This window comes from Micromonospora matsumotoense, from assembly GCF_050951065.1.
Classification (GTDB): Bacteria; Actinomycetota; Actinomycetes; order Mycobacteriales; family Micromonosporaceae; genus Micromonospora; species Micromonospora matsumotoensis.
In genome coordinates, this window is sequence record NZ_CP192025.1 from 2,424,249 (window position 1) to 2,439,803 (window position 15,555).

The 15,555-nt window shown below is 71.5% G+C and carries 12 protein-coding genes; 11 read left to right on the forward strand and 1 reads right to left on the reverse strand.

Annotated elements, in window-relative coordinates:
• Window positions 1–161: 161 nt before the first annotated feature.
• Together ACQP1S_RS10820 and dnaE are read left to right on the forward strand one after the other, a co-directional pair.
• A complete protein-coding gene (locus ACQP1S_RS10820) occupies window positions 162–1,481 on the forward strand; it encodes a hypothetical protein (RefSeq protein ID WP_432905811.1) in 1,320 nt (439 codons plus the stop codon).
• Window positions 1,482–1,723: 242 nt separating this feature from the next.
• The gene (gene dnaE, locus ACQP1S_RS10825; protein WP_091246394.1) at window positions 1,724–5,254 is read left to right on the forward strand and encodes a DNA polymerase III subunit alpha; all 3,531 of its coding nucleotides are present in this window, start codon (window positions 1,724–1,726) and stop codon (window positions 5,252–5,254) included.
• Between the two features lie 60 nt (window positions 5,255–5,314).
• Here dnaE and ACQP1S_RS10830 read toward each other — a convergent pair whose 3' ends face one another.
• Window positions 5,315–6,175 carry an SPFH domain-containing protein gene (locus ACQP1S_RS10830; RefSeq protein ID WP_432905812.1) on the reverse strand — a complete coding sequence of 287 codons (861 nt, stop codon included), beginning with the start codon at window positions 6,173–6,175 and terminating at the stop codon, window positions 5,315–5,317.
• A 245-nt stretch (window positions 6,176–6,420) separates the two neighbouring features.
• Here ACQP1S_RS10830 and ACQP1S_RS10835 point away from each other — a divergent pair, with 245 nt between their 5' ends.
• The 9 genes from ACQP1S_RS10835 to secD all read left to right on the forward strand — a co-directional run bounded on the left by ACQP1S_RS10835 (window position 6,421) and on the right by secD (window position 15,554).
• On the forward strand, window positions 6,421–7,458 hold the full coding sequence (locus ACQP1S_RS10835) for an aminotransferase class V-fold PLP-dependent enzyme (RefSeq protein ID WP_432905814.1): 1,038 nt from the start codon (window positions 6,421–6,423) through the stop codon (window positions 7,456–7,458).
• Between the two features lie 90 nt (window positions 7,459–7,548).
• Complete coding sequence (locus tag ACQP1S_RS10840; protein ID WP_432905817.1) at window positions 7,549–8,172, forward strand: transcriptional regulator; 624 nt, start codon at window positions 7,549–7,551, stop codon at window positions 8,170–8,172.
• A gap of 153 nt (window positions 8,173–8,325) precedes the next feature.
• A complete protein-coding gene (locus ACQP1S_RS10845; protein ID WP_432905820.1) occupies window positions 8,326–9,891 on the forward strand; it encodes an MFS transporter in 1,566 nt (521 codons plus the stop codon).
• Window positions 9,892–9,903: 12 nt separating this feature from the next.
• The gene (locus ACQP1S_RS10850) at window positions 9,904–10,512 is read left to right on the forward strand and encodes a TetR/AcrR family transcriptional regulator (protein WP_432905822.1); all 609 of its coding nucleotides are present in this window, start codon (window positions 9,904–9,906) and stop codon (window positions 10,510–10,512) included.
• A 155-nt stretch (window positions 10,513–10,667) separates the two neighbouring features.
• Window positions 10,668–11,195 (forward strand): crossover junction endodeoxyribonuclease RuvC, encoded by a 528-nt coding sequence (gene ruvC, locus ACQP1S_RS10855; RefSeq protein ID WP_218108214.1) that lies wholly within the window; start codon window positions 10,668–10,670, stop codon window positions 11,193–11,195.
• The gene (ruvA, locus tag ACQP1S_RS10860) at window positions 11,192–11,794 is read left to right on the forward strand and encodes a Holliday junction branch migration protein RuvA (RefSeq protein WP_432905825.1); all 603 of its coding nucleotides are present in this window, start codon (window positions 11,192–11,194) and stop codon (window positions 11,792–11,794) included. The genes ruvC and ruvA overlap by 4 nt, the downstream gene beginning before the upstream one ends.
• 43 nt (window positions 11,795–11,837) lie before the next feature.
• Window positions 11,838–12,902, forward strand: coding sequence for a Holliday junction branch migration DNA helicase RuvB (gene ruvB / locus ACQP1S_RS10865; protein ID WP_067307871.1), 1,065 nt, complete (start codon window positions 11,838–11,840; stop codon window positions 12,900–12,902).
• Window positions 12,903–13,023: 121 nt separating this feature from the next.
• Entirely contained in the window at window positions 13,024–13,389 is a 366-nt protein-coding gene (yajC, locus tag ACQP1S_RS10870) for a preprotein translocase subunit YajC (protein WP_091246376.1), read from the forward strand.
• Window positions 13,390–13,616: 227 nt separating this feature from the next.
• On the forward strand, window positions 13,617–15,554 hold the full coding sequence (gene secD / locus ACQP1S_RS10875) for a protein translocase subunit SecD (RefSeq protein WP_432905828.1): 1,938 nt from the start codon (window positions 13,617–13,619) through the stop codon (window positions 15,552–15,554).
• Window position 15,555: the final 1 nt, after the last annotated feature.

Consider the following 15,555-nt stretch of genomic DNA (forward strand, 5'->3'; position numbering starts at 1 on the left):
ACCAGCGGGGGACCATCGGGTCCGGGGAGCCACCCGTAGTCGATCGTGACTGAACTCGACAGCCCCGTGCTGCGGTGTCGTCGGGAGTGGATCTCCGGTGCCGGGGACTAGGTGGTTTCTACCGATGCGAGCCCGATGAGCACCTTGGCAGGATCGGCTCCATGAGCGAATCAGCGAACGACAAGAAGTCCGGTAGGAGGAGGTGGATGTCGCTGGGTGTTCGAGCCAGGACGGCCCTCGCGGTGCTGGTGGCCGGCGTGCTGCTCGCCCCGGCGGTGCCGGCGACGGCAGCGCCACCGGCCGAAGGGCCGCCGACAGTAGGGGCGGCGGCGGGGCCCGCCCGGTCGACACTGGTCAGCCCCTGCCAGTTGCCCACGCCGGTGACCGGGTGGCAGCACGAGGGACCAACCAACTACGCCACCTGGCTGCCGCCGAGCGGCACCGTCCGGGGCATCGTGCTGTTCGTGGACTTCACCAACGCGGCCCCGGTCAGCGGGGAGCGGGCCGGCCGGACCAGCACGTTCGGCGCCGCCCCGAACGTCTTCACCCAGGCCTCGTACGGTGCGCTGAACCTCCAGTTGACCTTCGACACCACGTGGCGGCACATCCCGCAGACCCACGGCAGCTTCGCCGGCTACCAATCGAACTTCTTCACCCAGCGGTCGTACCTGGCCGCCGCGGTGGCCGCCGCGGACTCCGCGATCGACTTCAGCCTCTACCAGATCGTCTACGTGGTGCCGCCGAAGTCCGCGACGACCTTCGACATATCGCCGGCCTGGGTCGTGGCCCCCGGTGACGGAGTGACCGCCGACGGGGCCGAACTGCGCCATGCCGTCACCTTCGGTCAGGACGTCGACTACTGGGGCTACAAGATCCTCAACCACGAGACCGGGCACCTCTTCGGGCTGCCGGACCTCTACTCGTACAACTCGGCCGACAGCATCCACCGGGCGGTGGGCGGCTGGGACCTGATGGGCCTCATCTCCGCCCGGGCTCCCGACCTGTTCGCCTGGCACAAGTGGAAGGCGGGCTGGCTCACCGACTCCCAGATCGACTGCCGGACCACGACGGGGAGCGCGTCGGCGGTCCTGACCCCCCTGGGTACGACCGGTGGCACCAAGGCGGTGGTCGTCCACACCGGCGGGAACACCGCCGTGGTGGTGGAGAACCGGCAGATCAGCGGGCTCGACGTGGCGTCGGGTTGCTTCCAGCCCGGAGTGCTGGTCTACCGGGTGACCACCTCGGTGTTCAGCGGGGGTGCCTCGCCCGGCGGGAGCGTTCCCCCCATCGGCGGGCCCTTCCCGGTCGAGGTGGTCGACCGTACCCCCGGCTCGGATGTCACCACTTGTAGCACGGACGAGAAGGCGCTGGTCAACGCCACCCTCACCGCGATCGGCCACACCGTCACCTACGGCGGGGTGACCGTGCAGCTGACCGCCACCCCCGGGAACAACCGTGAGGTCTCCGTCACCGTCGTCTGATCCGCGGGCGACGCCGGTGGGCGTCGTGGGGGTGCCCCCGCCCGACCGGGCGGGGGCACCCCTGTCCGCGTCGGCGGCGGGCTTTGCGGGGCCGCGCGGTGACTGTCGGTGTACGGCGTGCGGGACCGCACGACCTCCGCGCGGAGGTCTCCGCGCGGCGGGTTCAGTGGCTTCCCCGGGCGGCGCTATCGTGGACCGGCCTGATCTCGTGACCCATGATCCGATCCGGGGGGACGCCACGCATGGGCGATTCGTTCGCGCATCTGCACGTGCACACCGAGTACTCGATGCTCGACGGGGCGGCCCGGCTGAAGGACCTCTTCGCCGAGGCCAACCGGCTGGGGATGCCGGCGGTGGCGATCACCGACCACGGCAACATGCACGGCGCGAACGACTTCTACAAGTCTGCGATGGCGGCCGGGATCACCCCCATCCTCGGCGTCGAGGCGTACGTGGCGCCGGAGTCGCGCTATCACAAGGCGCGGGTCAAGTGGGGCCGGCCGGAGCAGAAGAGCGACGACATCTCCGGTAACGGCGCGATCACCCACAAGACCATGTGGGCGCGTAACGCGCAGGGCCTGAAGAACCTGTTCACCCTCAACTCGCGCGCGTCCATGGAGGGGCACTACGTCAAGTGGCCCCGGATGGACATGGAGCTGATCGCCGAGCACGCCGAGGGCATCATGGCGACCACCGGCTGCCCGTCCGGCGCGGTGCAGACCCGGCTGCGACTCGGCCAGTTCGACGAGGCGCTCAAGGTCGCCGCCGCCTACCAGGACATCTTCGGCAAGGAGAACTACTTCCTGGAGATCATGGACCACGGGCTCTCCATCGAGCAGCGGGTCCGGGAAGATCTCATCACGATCGCCCGCAAGCTGGACATCCCGCCGGTGGTCACCAACGACTCGCACTACACCCACGAGGCGCAGGCCGAGGCGCACGACGTGCTGCTCTGCGTGCAGACCGGCAGCAACGTCGCCGACCCCAACCGGTTCCGGTTCGAGGGCGGCGGCTACTTCGTCAAGTCCGCCGACCAGATGCGCGCGGTCGACTCCTCGGAGTTCTGGCAGCAGGGCTGCCGCAACACCCTGCTGGTCGCCGAGAAGGTCGACCCGAGCGGGATGTTCGAGTTCCACAACCTGATGCCGCGCTTCCCGGTGCCCGAGGGGGAGACCGAGGAGTCGTGGTTCCGCAAGGAGACCTTCAAGGGGTTGGCCCGCCGCTACCCCGGGGGTATCCCCGAGGGCCACGTGGTGCAGGCCGAGTACGAGCTGGGCGTCATCAACCAGATGGGCTTCCCGTCGTACTTCCTGGTGGTCGCCGACTTCATCCAGTGGGCCAAGAACCAGGGCATCGCGGTCGGTCCGGGCCGTGGTTCGGCCGCCGGCTCGCTGGTCGCGTACGCGCTGGGCATCACCGACCTGGACCCGATCCCGCACGGCCTGATCTTCGAGCGGTTCCTCAACCCCGAGCGGGTCTCGATGCCGGATGTCGACATCGACTTCGACGAGCGTCGGCGCGGTGAGGTGATCAAGTACGTCACCGACAAGTGGGGTGAGGACAAGGTCGCCCAGATCGCCACCTTCGGCACGATCAAGGCGAAGGCCGCGATCAAGGACTCGGCCCGGGTCCTCGGCTTCCCCTACGCGGTCGGCGACCGGATCACCAAGGCGATGCCCCCCGCCGTGATGGGCAAGGACATCCCGCTCACCGGCATCTTCGACCCCAAGCACCCCCGGTACGCCGAGGCCGGCGAGATCCGCGGCCTCTACGAGTCCGACCCGGACGTCCGCAAGGTGATCGACACCGCCAAGGGCATCGAGGGGCTGATCCGGCAGACCGGCGTGCACGCCGCCGGGGTGATCATGTCGGCCGAGCCGATCATCGAGCACATCCCGCTGACCCGCCGGGACGCCGACGGGGCGATCATCACCCAGTTCGACTACCCGACCTGCGAGTCGCTCGGGTTGTTGAAGATGGACTTCCTCGGCCTGCGCAACCTGACGATCATCGACGACGCGGTGAAGAACATCCAGCTCAACCACGGTCGGGAACTCGACCTGCTGGGCCTGGAGCTGGACGACAAGCCCGCCTACGAGCTGCTCGCCCGGGGCGACACCCTCGGGGTGTTCCAGCTCGACGGTGGGCCGATGCGCTCGCTGCTGCGGCTGATGAAGCCGGACAACTTCGAGGACATCTCCGCCGTGCTGGCGCTCTACCGGCCGGGCCCGATGGGCGTCGACTCGCACACCAACTACGCGCTGCGCAAGAACGGCCTCCAGGAGATCACCCCGATCCACCCGGAGCTGGAGGAGCCGCTGCGGGAGATCCTGGCGCCCACCCACGGCCTGATCGTCTACCAGGAGCAGGTGCAGCGCGCCGCGCAGATCCTCGCCGGCTACACCCTCGGCCAGGCGGACCTGCTGCGCCGGGCGATGGGCAAGAAGAAGAAGGAGATCCTCGACAAGGAGTTCATCCCGTTCCGGGACGGCTGCCGCGAGCGCGGCTACTCCGACGCCGCGATCCAGGCGGTCTGGGACGTCCTGGTGCCGTTCGCCGGGTACGCCTTCAACAAGGCCCACTCCGCGGCGTACGGCCTGGTGTCGTACTGGACGGCGTTCCTCAAGGCGCACTACCCGGCCGAGTACATGGCGGCGCTGCTCACCTCCGTCGGTGACGACAAGGACAAGATGGCGCTCTACCTGTCGGAGTGCCGCCGGATGCGGATCCAGGTGCTGCCGCCGGACGTGAACACCTCCGCCGGCCCGTTCACCCCGGTCGGCAAGGACATCCGGTTCGGCCTGGCCGCGGTCCGTAACGTCGGCGCGAACGTGGTCGCGGCGATCATGCGGTGCCGCGAGGAGAAGGGCGAGTACGCCGACTTCTACGACTTCCTGTCCAAGGTCGACGCGGTGGTCTGCAACAAGAAGACCATCGAATCGCTGATCAAGGCGGGTGCCTTCGACTCGCTCGACCACACCCGCAAGGGCCTGCTCGCCGTGCACGCCGACGCCATCGACGCCTTCGCCGACGTCAAGCGCAAGGAGGCCGTTGGCCAGTACGACCTGTTCGGGGCGGGCTTCGGTGACGCCGACACCGGCAGCACCACCGTGATGCCGGTCATCGGCGACGCGGAGTGGGACAAGCGGGACAAGCTCGCCTTCGAACGCGAGATGCTCGGCCTCTACGTCTCCGACCATCCGCTGTTCGGCCTGGAACACGTCCTCGGCGCGGCGGCCGACACCACCATCGCCGCGCTCTCCGAGGAGGGCACCGTGCCCGACGGGGCGGTGGTCACCCTGGCCGGCATCCTCTCCGGCGTGCAGCGCCGGGTCACCAAGCAGGGCCGGGCCTGGGCCTCGGCCGCGTTGGAGGACCTGGCGGGTGGGGTGGAGACGCTGTTCTTCCCGAACACCTACGAGGTGATCGGCCAGTACATCGCCGAGGACGCGATCGTGGTGGTCAAGGGCCGGGTGGACCGGCGCGACGACACCCCGCGGATCATGGCGATGGACATGTCCATGCCGGATGTCAGCAGCACCCCCGGCAGCAAGCCGGTGACGCTGACCATCCCGGTGCACCGCTGCACGCCGCCGCTGGTGGAACGGCTCAAGGAGACCCTGGTGCTGCACCCGGGCGACACCGAGGTGCACGTCAAGCTGCTCAACGGCGGCAAGGTGACCACCCTGCGCCTCGGGCCGTTCCGGGTGGCCGCCACCACCGCGCTGATGGGCGACCTGAAGAGCGTCCTCGGCCCCGCCAACGTGAGCTGACCGACCCGCCGGGCGGGTGGTCACCCCGCCCGGGGGTGGTCACCCCCGTTCGGCGGATGGTCACTTGCCGCCGGTCACGATCCCCGGGTTGATGCACAGCCCGGGGGTGCTGCCGTTCTTCTCCGCGATCTCCAGGCAGCGGGACACCTTGTCGACCTTGGCGTTGGTCTCGGTGATCTGCCGCTGGATGTCGGCGTTCTTGCGGTCCTGTTCGAGGTTGCGGGTCTGGGCGAGCTTGTCCTGGAACGCCTTGATGTTGCCCTCGGTCTTGTCGTCGTGGTTGACCCGGGTGATGGTGACGGACAGGATGTCGACGTCGCCGGAGAGCCGGCCCTCGGCGTTGCCCCGGATGCCCTCGGAGAACGGCTTGAGGTCGACGTTCAGGTTGCCCGTCCGGGCGTCGATCTTCTCCAGCGGGTTGTAGGTGGCGAAGGCGTCGTTGACCGCGCTGTCCAGCTGCACCCCCACCCGCTGGCCCCGGAAGCTCTCGAAGTCGCCCTTGTAGTCCATGAACTGCTTCGGCGCGTTCTCGGGCTTGACCTGCCACTCGATCAGCACCTCCACGCAGGCGTCGGCGAGGGTGCCGGTGCGGACCCGGACACACTGGTCGCCGCCGATGTGGTCGTACTTCTGCCGGCCGGCGTCCCACTCGCCGACCTTCTGCCAGGGGGCGACCCACTTGAGGCCGGAGCCGGTGACCTCGCCGGTCGGCTTGTTGAAGCTGGTGACGATGCCGACCGAGCGGATCGGCACGGAGTGCGCGCTCGACCCCACGCCGAAGAGCAGCATCCCGGCGAGGCAGCCGAGCGCGACCAGCGCGGCGATGCGCTTGACGCCCTGATTGTGGGCGATGAGCAGCACCGCGCCGGCGATCGCCAGCCCGATGGCGAAAATGACGGCGAACGTGAAGCCGACCGGCATGGCGGATCACCCTTCCGGGTTCGTCACAATGTTGATCTTCAACCTAGGGCACCCTGTCAAGCTCTCGGCCGGACACCGGTCGGGCTCGCCGCGGACCTGACCGCCGCCGCCCTGCCACCCACCGGCCGGCAGGGCGCCAGGCCGGGTGCCCCTGGCCCGGTGGCCTGGCCTGGGGCACCCGGCCAGGCCACCGGGGCCGGATTGGCGCTGACGCCCACGCCGGGGGAGTGGTTAGCGTCGGTGGCATGGAGCTGGAACAGGCGCGCAAGCTGTGGCAGCCGGAGCCCGGCTGGTTGAACACCGCGAGCTACGGGCTGCCACCCGAGCCGGTCTGGACGGCGGTGCAGGACGCGCTGGCCGACTGGCGGGTGGGGCGTACCTCGTGGGAGGTGTGGGAGGAGGCGACCGGGCGGTCCCGGGAGGCATTCGCCGGGCTGGTCGGGGTGCCGGTGACGGACGTCGCGGTGGCCAGCACCGTGTCGCAGCTGCTCGCGCCGATCGCCGCCGCCCTGCCCGCCGGGGCCACCGTGGTCGTCCCGGAGGTCGAGTTCACCTCCAACCTGTTCCCGTGGCTGGTGCAGCAGGAACGGGGGGTACGGGTGCGCACCGTGCCGTTGGCCGGTCTGCGGGACGCGATCGACGCCGGCACCGACCTGGTGGCGTTCAGCCTGGTGCAGTCCGCCGACGGGGCCGTCGCCCCGTACGCCGAGATCGTGGCCGCCGCCCGTGCACACGACGCGCTGGTGGTGGTGGACGCCACCCAGGCGTGCGGGTGGCTGCCGTTCGACGGGTCGCTGGCCGACGCGGTCGCGGTGGGGACGTACAAGTGGCTGGTGTCGCCGCGCGGCGCGGCACTGGCCTATCTGAGGCCGGCGCTACGGGAGCGGATGCGCCCCGACGCCGCCGGCTGGTATGCCGGCAAGGACCCGCACGCCACCTACTACGGTCCGCCGCTGCGGTTGGCCGACGACGCCCGCCGGTTCGACATCTCCCCGGCCTGGTTCAGCTGGGTGGGCACCGCGCCGGCCCTGGAGCTGGTCGCCGCGCTCGACCCGGCGGTGATCGGGGCGTACGACGTGGCGTTGGCGAACCGCTTCCTGGCCGGGCTGGGCCGACCGCCGGGCCGCAGCGCGATCGTCGCGGTGGAGGTGCCCGACGCGCGGCAGCGGCTGGCGCGGGCCGGGGTCCGGGCGGCGGTGCGGGCCGGGCAGATCCGGGTCGCGTTCCACCTCTACACCACCGAGGCGGACGTGGACCTGGCACTGGAGGCGCTCACCGGCTGAGCCACGCAGATAATCCACCGACGGCGCATCCGAACCGGGCCGTCCGGGCGAACCCCCTGGTAGTGGTGAGCTACCCGGGAGGTGCGTCTGGTGTTGACCGATCCGATGCCGGTCGAGGTCGTCGAGACGGCCCACAAGCGACTCTCGGCCGCCGCCGAGGACCTCGACGCGAACCTGGTCGCCGCGCTGGTGCTGGAGTTCGCCGCCGACGCCGGGGTGGCGGCGGTCTGGGAGGGGCTCTGCGTGCCGCTGCTGGCCGGGCTGCGCGGGCGCGACGCCGCTGAGATCGCCGTCGAGCACGCCCTGTCCGAGGGTATCCGGATCGGGCTGGACGTGCACCGGCGTGATCCCGTCCGGCAGTGGCGCGCCGACGGCGTGCTGCTCGCCGGCGCCGAGCACGAGGCGCACTGTCTGGGCCTGCACGCGGTGGCTGCCGCCCTGCGCGAGCAGGGCCGGGGCTGCCTGCATCTCGGGCCGGCCCTGCCCTGGGTGGCGCTGCGGTCCGCCGTGCTGCGGGCCCGCCCGCGGATCGTGGTGGTCTGGTCGCAGACGCCGGTCACCGGCCGCGCGTACCGGCTGGTCCGCTTCGGCCGCGACTTCCCGGGGGTACGCGTGTACGCTGCCGGGCCGGGGTGGATCGAGCCCTTACCGCCCCCGTCGACCCGGCTGACCAGCTTCTCCGCCGCCCTGGCCGCGTGCGGCGTGCCGGTCTGAGTGGTGGTGTCCCGCTCGATCGGGCGTGACCCGCACCACAAACGATACGAACCGGTGCCGTATCGAAACACGATCCTCGTAGGGTGAGTGCTGTTACGAGTCTGCCTCGTCTCGTATTGCGCGGACGGGCGAACCGGGGGGAGCACCACCACAATGCAACCGCACGAGAACACCGGGCATCCGAGACGATGGGCGATCCTCGGTGTGCTGGTGATCAGCCTGCTCGTCGTCGTCCTCGACAACACCATCCTCAACGTCGCCCTGCGTACCCTGGCCGACCCGGTGCACGGGCTCGGGGCCAGCCAGGGCGAGCTGGAATGGGCGATCAACTCCTACACCCTCGTCTTCGCCGGCCTGCTGTTCACCTTCGGGGTGCTCGGCGACCGGGCCGGCCGCCGCCGGTTCCTGCTCATCGGCCTGGTCCTGTTCGGCCTGTCGTCCCTGCTGTCGGCGTACGCGCAGAGCCCCGGCCAGCTGATCGCGGCCCGTGCGTTGATGGGCATCGGCGGCGCGGCCATCATGCCGGTGACCCTGTCGATCATCTCCAACGTCTTCGACCCCCGGGAACGGGGCCGCGCGATCGGTGTCTGGGCCGGCGCGGTCGGCCTGGCGGTGGCGATCGGCCCGATCCTCGGCGGCGCGCTGCTGGAGCACTTCTGGTGGGGTTCGGTGTTCCTGATCAACGTGCCGGTGGTGGTGCTCGGCGTGCTGCTGGTCGCCCTGCTGGTGCCCGAGTCCCGGGACCCCCGGCCGGGCCGGGTCGACGTGCTCGGCGTGCTGCTCTCGGTCGTCGGGCTGGTCGCGCTGACCTACGGCATCATCGACGGCGGCGAGCACGGCTTCGGCCGGCCGACGGTCTGGGCCGCCATCCTGGGCGGAGTGGCGGTGCTGGCCTGGTTCGTGGTGCACGAGCGGCGCAGCGACCACCCGTCGCTGGACGTCCGACTGTTCCGGGTGCCCCGGTTCGCCGCGCCGGTGGCGATCGTCGGCCTGGTCTTCTTCGCCGCGATGGGCGTGATGTTCTTCAGCTCCTTCTACATGCAGCTGGTCCGGGGCTACAGCCCGCTGCAGACCGGCCTGTTCTTCCTGCCGTTCGCCGGGGCCCAGCTGGTCTTCGCGCCGCGCAGCGCCGCGATGGTGCGCCGGTACGGCGGCCGGGCGGTCGCCACGGTCGGCCTGGTGCTGACCTCCGTGGCGCTGGCCGCGTTCGCCTTCATCGACGTCGACACGCCGATCTGGGTGGTGCTGGTGGCCTTCTTCCTCCAGGGCGTCGGGATGGCGAACATCATGCCGCCGGCCACCGAGTCGATCATGTCGGCGCTGCCCCGGGAGAAGGCGGGCGTCGGATCGGCGGTGAGCAACACGGTCCGTCAGGTGGCCGGCGCGCTGGGCGTCGCGATCCTCGGCTCGGTGCTCTCCGCGGTCTACCGGCAGGACATCGCCGCCACCGTCGACGGCCTGCCCGCCCCGGCCCGGGAGGCGGCCACCGAGTCGGTCTCCGGGGCGTACGCGGCGGCGGCACAGCTCGGCCCGGCGGCGCCGAAGCTGATCGCGGCGGCCAACGACGCCTTCGTCTCGGCCATGCACTGGGCGGCGGCGATCTCCGCGGTGGTGGCCGCCCTCGGCATCCTCATCGTGCTGCGCTGGATGCCGGGCCGGCCCGCCACCGCCACCGCCGACACGCCGGTGGCGGAACGGGAATTGGCCGGAACCACGTAGGTTCGCAGAACGATGTCTGACGTGAACCCCACCGCCGATGCTCCGCGGTCGCCCGGGCGACCGCGGAGCGTCCGCGCGGACGAGGCCATCATCGAGGCCACTCTCGACCTGCTCGCCGAGGGCAGCACCATCGAGGCGTTGTCGATCGAGGCGATCGCCGCCCGCGCCGGGGTGGGCAAGGCCACCATCTACCGCCGCTGGCCGGGCAAGGACGCCCTGCTGCTGGACGCGCTGCGCCGGCTCAAGGGGGTCGTCGCGCAACCCGCCGGGCACTCCGTCCGCGACGACCTGGTGCTGCTGGTCGGGGCCGTCGGGCACAACATCGACCCCCGGGCGGAGCGGATCATGCCGTGCCTGGTGCCCGAGGTGAACCGCAGTCCGGACCACTTCCAGCTCTACCAGAACATCATCGAACCCCGGCGGAAGCTGATGCGGGAGGTGCTCCGCCGGGGCGTGGCCAGTGGCGAGTTGCGCGCCGATCTCGACATCGAGGTGGCGATGGCGCTGCTCACCGGGCCGATGCTGATCCAGCGACTGCTGCGCTGGCACCCGGATCTGGACGACCGGCTGCTCCCCGAGAAGGTCGTCGACGGCGTGCTCGACGGCCTGCGGGCCGACTGAACCACCGCCGGCCGGCGGTGGGTAGGTCCCCGGCCATCCCCGGCCCCACCGCCGGTGGGGCCGGGGATGGCCGGCGTGTCCGCTCACCAGCCCGTCGGGGCGGCCCAGTAGGGTGTCGAACACACGTACTGCCGAGGGGTCGGGGAGGAGGCGGCGTGCGCGTGCTGGGCGTCGACCCGGGGCTGACCCGGTGCGGGGTCGGCGTGGTCGAGGGCGTGCCGGGCCGCCCCTGCTCGCTGGTCGCCTACTACGTCGTCTACACCGATCCCGCCGACGACCTGTCGCTGCGCCTGCTGCACCTGGACCGGTCGTTGACCGACCTGGTGGCCGAGCACCGGCCCGACGCGGTCGCCGTCGAGCGGGTGTTCAGCCAGCACAACGTCCGCACCGTGATGGGCACCGCCCAGGCCAGCGGGATCGCCGTGCTGGCCGGGGCGCGGGCCGGGCTGCCGGTGCAGACCTACACGCCGAGCGAGGTCAAGGCCGCGGTGACCGGCTCCGGCCAGGCCGACAAGAAGCAGATGACCGCCATGGTCACCCGACTGCTGCGGCTGGCGGAGCCGCCCAAGCCGGCCGACGCGGCGGACGCCCTGGCCCTGGCCATCTGCCACGTGTGGCGGGGCGGCACCCGGTCCAAGCTGGCCGAGGCCGCCGACCGGGTACGACGAGGAGGAGCGCGATGATCGCCAGCGTGCGCGGCACGGTGACCGCGACCGGTCCGGACCACGCGGTGGTGGAGGTCGGGGGGATCGGCCTGGCCGTGCAGTGCGCCCCCGGCACCCTGGCCGAGCTGCGGGTCGGCCAGCCGGCCCGGCTCGCCACCAGCCTGGTGGTCCGGGAGGACTCGCTCACCCTCTACGGCTTCGCCGACGACGACGCCAAGCAGTTGTTCGAGCTGCTCCAGACGGCCAGCGGGGTCGGCCCACGGCTGGCCCAGGCGGTGCTGGCCGTGCACACCCCCGACGCGGTCCGCAAGGCCATCGCCAACGCCGACACCGCCGCCCTGACCCGGGTCCCGGGGATCGGCAAGAAGGGTGCCGAGCGGCTGGTCCTGGAGCTGCGCGACCGGATCGGCCCGGTGCCGGTCGGCACCGACGGCGCGGCCGGGGTGACCGCCGGGGCCTGGCCGGACCAGGTCCGTCAGGCGCTGGTCGGGCTCGGCTGGACGGCCGGGCAGGCCGACCAGGCGGTGGCCGCGGTGGCGGAGACCGTGGACGGTCCCACCCCGCCGGTGCCGGTCCTGCTCAAGCAGGCCATCCGACTGCTGGGCCGGACCCGATGACCGGCGTGCGACGGTGGGCACGGTCGTGGCCGGGGCGGCCGGCATGACCGGCGACGGTCTCGTCTCCGCGTACGCCGACGACGCGGAGCGCGACGCGGAGGTCAGCGTCCGGCCGAAGCGGCTGGACGAGTTCATCGCCCAGCACCGGGTCCGCGACCAGCTCGACCTGCTGTTGCAGGGCGCGATGCGGCGCGGCGCCCCACCCGACCACATCCTCCTGTCGGGGCCCCCCGGCCTCGGCAAGACGACGTTGGCCAACATCGTGGCCGCGGAGCTGGGTTCCGGCATCCGGGTGACCAGCGGCCCGGTGATCGAGCGCTCCGGCGATCTGGCCGCCATCCTGACCAGCCTCGCCGAGGGCGACGTGCTGTTCATCGACGAGATCCACCGGATCGCCAAGCCGGCGGAGGAGCTGCTCTACAGCGCGATGGAGGACTTCCGGGTCGACGTGATCGTCGGCAAGGGGCCGGGGGCGACGGCCATCCCGCTGGACGTGGAACCGTTCACCCTGGTCGGCGCGACCACCCGGTCCGGCCTGCTGACCGGCCCGATGCGGGACCGGTTCGGTTTCGTCGCGCACCTCGACTTCTACTCCCCGGCCGACCTGGAGGCGCTGCTGCACCGGTCGGCGCGCATCCTCGGCGTGCCGATCACCCCGGAGGGGGCGGTGGAGATCGCCGGCCGGTCCCGGGGCACCCCCCGGATCGCCAACCGGCTGCTGCGCCGGGTGCGCGACTACGCCGAGGTCCGGGCCGAGGGCGTGGTCACCCTGGAGACCGCCCGCGCCGCCCTGACCGTGTACGACGTGGACGCCCTGGGCCTGGACCGGCTGGACCGGGCGGTGCTGACCGCGCTGGTCGACTCGTTCCGGGGCGGGCCGGTGGGCCTGTCCACCCTGGCGGTGGCGGTGGGGGAGCAGCCGGACACGGTGGAGGAGGTCTGTGAGCCGTTCCTGGTCCGGGCCGGTCTGCTGGCCCGGACGCCCCGGGGGCGGGTGGCCACGGAGGCCGCCTGGCGGCACCTGGGCCGTACGCCGCCAAATGGTACATTTGGCATGGAAGCCCCCGCGGTGCCCGATCTGTTCTCGAACGCGCCCGATCCACCGTGATCTGTTCGTGATCTGCGTCGCATTCGGCGTTCCCAGGTGCAGGGATTAGACTCGCCGCGGTCTGTACAGGATGTGAATATCCGCCTCCGCTCCGGCGCGCACCGCGCCGCGACGGGGGCCAATGGGAAGGTCGCACACCGTGCTTTACGCAGCACAGTCCGGCGGAGGCGCCGGCAGCCTGACGCCGATCATCATGATCGCCCTGCTCTTCGGGGTCATGTACTTCATGATGATCCGGCCGCAGCAGAAGCGCCGCCGCGAGGCCGAGGCCATGCAGTCCGCGCTCGGCCCCGGTGACGAGGTCGTCACCATCGGCGGGCTCTACGGCGCGGTCGTGGGCGTCGAGGACGACACCGTGCTGCTGGAGGTGGCCCCCGGCGTGCAGTCCCGCTATGCCCGGCCGGCCATCGCCCGGGTGGTCACCCGGGCCGAGCGTCCGGAGGTCGACGAGCCGGTCACCGAGGACGCGGAAGCCGTCAAGGAGTGAGTGTCACACCCACCCCGCCGGGGTGGGCGTGACAGGACAACTGGATAGGTGGGCCGGTCCCCGGGGCCGGCACGCGCGCCCTGCCGTCCGACGCCCCCACGTCGGCGGTGGTACGCCGTGCCGAACGGTCGGGAGCGGTCCGCGCAGAGCACGTCGGGGCGGGACCCCCGCTCCGACCTCGTCGCCGCTGCGCCGGCGGCGCGACCGTTACAGGGAGACAGACAGCCGTGGCACCACCTCAGGGACAGATGCGCCCCGGGCGGCAGCTCGCCGTGCTCGGGTTCATCTTCGTCGTCCTCTATTCCTTGGTGTTCTTCTCGGGCGGTGCCAGCGGCGGCTGGAAGGACCGGCTGGAGCCACGGCTCGGCCTGGACCTCATCGGTGGCACCCGGCTGACGCTGGAGGCGACCAACAGCATCGACGGCAAGCCCCCGACGTCGGCCAACCTGGAGGAGGCCCGGCAGATCATCGAGAGCCGGGTCAACGCCTACGGGGTGGCCGAGGCCGAGGTGGTCACCGAGGGCAACCGGAACATCGTCATCTCCCTGCCCGGTGAGAACCGGGAGCTGACCGACGTCGGCAGCGCCGCGGAGCTGCGCTTCCGCAAGGTGCTCAAGGCCGCCGACGGCAGCGGCACGGTCGCCGCCCCGGCGACCCCGGCCCCGTCCGGCAGCGTCTCGCCCGCCCCGTCGGGCAGCGCCTCGCCGAAGGCCTCCGGCAGCGCCTCGCCGAAGGCCTCCGGGAGTGCGTCGCCGAAGGTGACCGGCTCGCCGAGCGCCGGTGGGCAGGGCGGTGGCGCCCCCGCGCCGAGCGCCAGCGCGAGCGCCACCCCGTCCGGGTCGGCCTCGCCGAGCGCCCCGGCCGCCTCGCCCAGCGCCAGCGAGGCACCGGTGTCGCAGAGCATCGAGGAGCAGCGCAAGGCCGTCGAGAAGAAGGTCGGCGCGCCGGCCTGGGCCGCCGCGAGCGGGCTCCAGGCTCCGGCCGACCTGGCCACCAACCCGGCCCTGGCGGAGACGCTCAAGCCGTTCGGCACGCTCTCCCCGCAGGAGATCGCGGTGCTGACCCCGCAGATGCAGTTCAACGTGCCGACCATCACCTGCGCGCAGCTCGACAAGCGGCCCCCCGCGTCGATCAAGGACGAGAAGCAGCAGGCGGTCGCCTGTGAGGGCGGTGCCGCCAAGTACCTGCTCGACCAGGCCAAGGTGCTCGGCACCGACGTCAAGGACGCCAACGCGGTCCTCGACCAGGCCAGCACCTGGGTGGTCAGCCTGAACTTCACCGGCGACGGCCAGTCCAAGTGGACCGAGCTGACCCGGGAGGCGTTCGGCAACACCGGTGGCGCATGCGACCAGACGGCCCTGGGCCAGGACGGCAAGTGCCGGGTGGCGGTGGTGCTGGACAACGAGATCGTCTCCTCGCCCGAGATCCAGGGCGTGCTGACCGGCGACTCGCAGATCACCGGCAGCTTCGACAACACGTCGGCGAACGCCCTGGCCAGCCAGCTGCGCTACGGCGCGCTGCCGGTCACCTTCGTGCCGCAGGAGCAGCAGAACGTCACCGCGACGCTGGGCGACAGCCACCTGCGGGCCGGCCTGCTGGCCGCGGGCATCGGCATGCTGCTGGTCATCGTCTACTCGTTCTTCTACTACCGGCTGCTCGGCTCGGTCATCTTCCTGAGCCTGGTGCTCTCCGCGCTGCTCGTCTTCGGCGCGCTGGTGGTGCTCGGCCGGTCGATCGGCTTCACCCTCACCCTCGCCGGCATCGCCGGCATGATCGTCTCACTCGGTGTGGCGGCGGACTCGTTCGTCATCTACTTCGAGCGACTCAAGGACGAGATCCGAGAGGGGCGCAGCCCACGCAGCGCGGTGCCCCGGGCCTGGATCCGGGCCCGCCGGACGATCGTCTCGGCGAACGCGATCACCCTGATGTCCGCCGTGGTGCTCTACATCGTCTCGGTCGGCACGGTGAAGGGCTTCGCCTTCGCCCTCGGCCTGGCGACCGTGCTCGACCTGGTGGTCGTCTTCCTCTTCCGGCATCCGATCATGACGATGTTCGCCCGGACCCCGGCGTTCCTGTCGCCCCGGGTCAGTGGCCTCGGTCGGGCCCTACCGCCCCGGTCGGCCGACCCGGGCACCGCCCGCAACTCGCGCGTCAAGGAGGCCTGAC

What these genes read in the sequence shown, in the direction of transcription:
- ACQP1S_RS10820 (WP_432905811.1), top strand. Translation starts at nt 162, where the DNA reads ATGAGCGAATCAGCGAACGACAAGAAGTCCGGTAGGAGGAGGTGGATG.
- dnaE (WP_091246394.1), top strand. Translation starts at nt 1,724, where the DNA reads ATGGGCGATTCGTTCGCGCATCTGCACGTGCACACCGAGTACTCGATG.
- ACQP1S_RS10830 (WP_432905812.1), bottom strand. Translation starts at nt 6,175, where the DNA reads ATGCCGGTCGGCTTCACGTTCGCCGTCATTTTCGCCATCGGGCTGGCG.
- ACQP1S_RS10835 (WP_432905814.1), top strand. Translation starts at nt 6,421, where the DNA reads ATGGAGCTGGAACAGGCGCGCAAGCTGTGGCAGCCGGAGCCCGGCTGG.
- ACQP1S_RS10845 (WP_432905820.1), top strand. Translation starts at nt 8,326, where the DNA reads ATGCAACCGCACGAGAACACCGGGCATCCGAGACGATGGGCGATCCTC.
- ACQP1S_RS10850 (WP_432905822.1), top strand. Translation starts at nt 9,904, where the DNA reads ATGTCTGACGTGAACCCCACCGCCGATGCTCCGCGGTCGCCCGGGCGA.
- ruvA (WP_432905825.1), top strand. Translation starts at nt 11,192, where the DNA reads ATGATCGCCAGCGTGCGCGGCACGGTGACCGCGACCGGTCCGGACCAC.
- ruvB (WP_067307871.1), top strand. Translation starts at nt 11,838, where the DNA reads ATGACCGGCGACGGTCTCGTCTCCGCGTACGCCGACGACGCGGAGCGC.
- yajC (WP_091246376.1), top strand. Translation starts at nt 13,024, where the DNA reads ATGGGAAGGTCGCACACCGTGCTTTACGCAGCACAGTCCGGCGGAGGC.